Origin of the sequence: Actinophytocola sp., assembly GCF_036002505.1 — a bacterium.
Taxonomy (GTDB): Bacteria; Actinomycetota; Actinomycetes; order Mycobacteriales; family Pseudonocardiaceae; genus DASYTH01.
On sequence record NZ_DASYTH010000005.1, the window covers coordinates 1 to 3,707 of the forward strand.

At 70.2% G+C, this 3,707-nt stretch carries 5 protein-coding genes; 4 read left to right on the forward strand and 1 reads right to left on the reverse strand.

Features of this window, described 5'->3' with window-relative positions; genetic code table 11:
- The 4 genes from VGR06_RS00065 to VGR06_RS00080 form a co-directional block, all read left to right on the forward strand.
- Window positions 1–304: hypothetical protein (locus VGR06_RS00065; protein ID WP_327556813.1), on the forward strand; the 304-nt coding region annotated here is incomplete at its 5' end.
- A 655-nt stretch (window positions 305–959) separates the two neighbouring features.
- Window positions 960–1,895, forward strand: coding sequence for a hypothetical protein (locus VGR06_RS00070; RefSeq protein ID WP_327556814.1), 936 nt, complete (start codon window positions 960–962; stop codon window positions 1,893–1,895).
- Between the two features lie 64 nt (window positions 1,896–1,959).
- The gene (locus VGR06_RS00075) at window positions 1,960–2,553 is read left to right on the forward strand and encodes a hypothetical protein (RefSeq protein ID WP_327556815.1); all 594 of its coding nucleotides are present in this window, start codon (window positions 1,960–1,962) and stop codon (window positions 2,551–2,553) included.
- A 100-nt stretch (window positions 2,554–2,653) separates the two neighbouring features.
- Window positions 2,654–3,190: a hypothetical protein gene (locus tag VGR06_RS00080; RefSeq protein ID WP_327556816.1), complete on the forward strand. Its 537-nt coding sequence runs from the start codon at window positions 2,654–2,656 to the stop codon at window positions 3,188–3,190.
- Between the two features lie 19 nt (window positions 3,191–3,209).
- Here the strand turns inward: VGR06_RS00080 and VGR06_RS00085 are convergent.
- The coding region (locus VGR06_RS00085) for a response regulator transcription factor (RefSeq protein WP_327556817.1) at window positions 3,210–3,707 on the reverse strand (498 nt) is incomplete at its 5' end.

Here is a 3,707-nt window from a genome sequence, read left to right on the forward strand (position 1 = left end):
CACACTGCCCAGCCGCGACGAAGTCGTGCGGTCCTGGGAGGTCGGCCCGTACTGGCATGCGGAGGAAACCCGCGATGGTGACCTCTACCTCGAAGAGACGACAATCGATGGCGACCGAACCGGCCGCTACGTACACCTGTCCGCTGATGACCAAGGCAGCTGGATGGTCACCGCCGCGAGGGGCGACAAGACCATAGACGCCGTCGCCGTCGCGCGCGTGACCGCCGTACATACCGACGGCACCTTCGACTGCTCGTACCTCAGAATCTTCACGTCAGACCCGGCTGCGAACCTGGAACCGTAACGAAAGCCGACGCCGCCAATATGGCTTGCCGGAGGACCGGCATCAACGTCGACCACCTGCCGGGTCCGCGCGGGCGGTCACGTTCCGCGACCCCTTCCTGCGGCAGTACGTCGTGGCGCCGGAGGACGCTGAGCCGACCGTGCCGGCCCAGTCGGCACCGTGTCCCCAGGGCCAGCGGCAGCCCGCTCAACCCCTACACCGACCTTGACACCCGCCAGGTCCGGTGCGTGGAGTGCGGGGGCGCAGGGCCCGGCCCAGGCCAGGACGCCGGCGGGGCCGGTCTGCAGCGCTGTTACCGACGCGGTCACCTGCCGACCCGGGTCTGTGGCGCGTGCGGCCGGCTCCGCCCGGTCAAACGCCGGGCAACCGAGTCGAGTCCCCATCTCTGCCAGGACTGTGTACCGGACGCGACCGGCACCTGCGCCGGCTGCGGCCGGGTTAGGGCAGGTCACGTCAAGGGACCGGCGTGTTCTTCTGCGACAGTTGCCGTCACGGGCCGGCCCGGCAGTGCGCATTCTGCGGCCAGGTACGCCCGATCAAGGTCAACTGGCCGTTGGCCCGTGCTGCTCCACCTGCTATCAGCGGATACGGCAGAACCCCTCCGAGTGTGCCCGCTGCGGACACATTCGAGCCCTCATCGGCATCGATGCCACCGGTGCGCGAACTTGCGGCCCGTGCACCGACGCCTCCATCGACCACCGGTGCACCGCCCGCCTGCCGCCAGGCCGGCCGCGGCTATGATCCTGGCAACTGCAACCGGTGCGGTAAGCGGCCGACGCAACGATGCGCGTTCTGCCATCAGCTACGCGCCGTCGTAGTCAACTGGCCAGCCGGTCCGAGCTGCCCCACCCGCCACAAGCGCGTCCGGGAGAACCCCGCCGAGTGCGCCAGTTGCGGACAGCTGCGGATCCTCATCGGCATCGATGCCACCGGTGCGCGAACATGCGGTCCCTGCGCCGGCTCCTCGGTCGACTACTTATGCTGCGCCTGCGGGCAGGCGTGCCGCGTCGACGAGGCCGGACGCTGCTTCCGCTGCGCGGTCGCCGACCGGCTGCGCGACATGCTCGGCGCCGCCACCGGCCAGATCCCCGCCCAGCTCCAGCCGCTCACCGACGCGCTGTTGGCCGCAGAGAAGCCGCGCAGCGTCCTGGTCTGGCTGCGCCGCAGCTCGGCCGCGCAGCTGCTGGCCCGGCTCGCCGCGCTGAGCCAGCCCATCACCCACGACCTGCTTGACTGCCTGCCCGTCAACCAGGACGTCCACTACGTGCGCGAGATCTTGGTCCACACCGGGATCCTGCCTGCGCGCCTGGAGTACCTGGACCGGCTCCTGCCCTGGCTGGAGCAGACGCTGGCCGACCGGCCGGCCACACACGCCCGTCTGGTGCGCCCCTACGCGCACTGGCATGTACTGCTCCGCGCCCGCCGCCGGGCACAGCGGCACGGCACCTTCACCCCGAACTCCGCGGCCCACATCCGAAGCGAGATCCGCGTCGTCCTCGATCTGCTCGACCATCTCGAGCGGGGACGGGCTGACCCTCGCCACGCTGCAACAGCGGCACGTCGACCAGTGGCTTGCCGCCTGCCCGGCTAGCCGGTACAGCATCCGCCATTTCCTCACCTGGGCCGCAGAACGCGGGCTGGTCACCGACGTCATCGTGCCGGCCCGCCGCCCAGTACCCCCGTCGGTCTTCGCCGACCAGCACGAACACGTGCGGCTTCTCGAACGCTGCCTCGGCGACGACAATCTACCCATCGACATCCGAGCCGCCCGTGCGCTGATCTTGCTGTTCGGGATCAACACCTCCCGGGTCCTCTGCATCCGCGCGGATCAGCTCGCCGAGCGGGACGGGGAGACCTACCTCACGCTCGACCAGCACGAACTGATCATCCCGCCGCGCCTGGCTGTCCTACTCGCCCGACTTTCTGCGCCGCGAAGCCGCTCCACGCTGCCGCCAAACCCGTCCGCGCCCAAGCTGCTGTTCCCTCGCCGCGCCCTCGGCCAACCGGTCGCCGCCGGTTCAATCGGCAGCCGCGTCAAGAGGTACGGGATCAACGCGCGCGGCGGACGCAACACCGCGCTGATCGGCATGGCTGCCGACTTGCGCGCGCCGGTGCTCGCGGACCTGCTCGGCCTGCACATCGCTACCGGCGTGCGCTGGGCCAAGTACGCCAAACGCGACTGGGAGAGCTACCTCGCCGACAGGCGCTCAACCGCCCGGCGGACGCCCCGACCCGACCCCAGTGCATAGGCAAGCCCCCGAACCACCGACCGCCTTTCGGCTGGTCGGAACATGGGGTGCACAACGCCCCGGGTTTACATGATCGACCCGATGGTGGCTGACGGTCGGAATGGCGAGAGTCGAGGTTGTGGTCGGTTTTCCGCCGTTGGAGCTGCGGGTGCGCGTGCGCCGGGGGCACGGCGTGGACAGCTGGATAGCGTTCGAACGGGTTGTGGGGCTGTGGCTGCGCAGTGACCCGCTGACCGGACACGGCCGGGTGTGGCAGTGGGTGGTGGACGTCGATCCAGGGCTGCCCGCCCTGACTGACGTGCTGGCCAGCTGCCACGACTTCCTGGTCGACGACGATTGCGGTCGCGCTGTGGGCGTGGTCGAGGACGTGATCACGGTCCCGGATTCGGCGGGTCCGGCACGGCTGCTGGTGGTGCAGGGCTGGGGCCGGCAGCGCACCACGGTGCCGTTGGATGACGTGGTCGAGGTGGTACCCGGGGGGCGGCGGCTGGTGATCACCTGCCGTGCCGGACATCGCCCGCCGCAGGTTGAGCATGCGCGTGCGGGATCGGGGAAGTCGGCGGGTGCGGCGCGGATCCTCAGGTCGTTGATGGCGCGGCTGGGCGGTCGCCGCCCCGGGCCGGCACGACGGCGGTGAACCGAACGAGCCGTCGGTGTCACGGTTCGATGAGGCCGCGGCGGATGGCGTAGCGGGTGAGCTCGACCCGGTCGCGCATGCCGAGCTTGTCGAGAATGTTGGCGCGGTGCCGGTCGACGGTCTTGACGCTGATGGTGAGGATGGCCGCGATCTGGCGGGAGCTGTGTCCTTCGGCGATGAGTTTGACGATCTCCGCCTCGCGGGGGGTCAGCACGTCGTCGGTGCCGGGGTGATCGCCTGCCCGGGTCAGGTAGTCCCGCACGAGGGTCGCGGTGGCCGACGGGTAGAGGAAGCAGTCGCCGGCGAGGGCGGCGCGGCAGGCGGTGACGATCTCGCGGTCGGCACCGGACTTGAGCACGTACCCGCTGGCACCGGCCTTGAGGGCCTCGAACAGGAACTGGTCGTTGTCGTACATGGACAGCATCAGCATCGGCAGGTGCGGGCGGCGGCGGGCCAGTTCCCGGGCGGCCTGCAGGCCGGTCAGGCGGGGCATGGCGATGTCGAGGATGACCAGGTC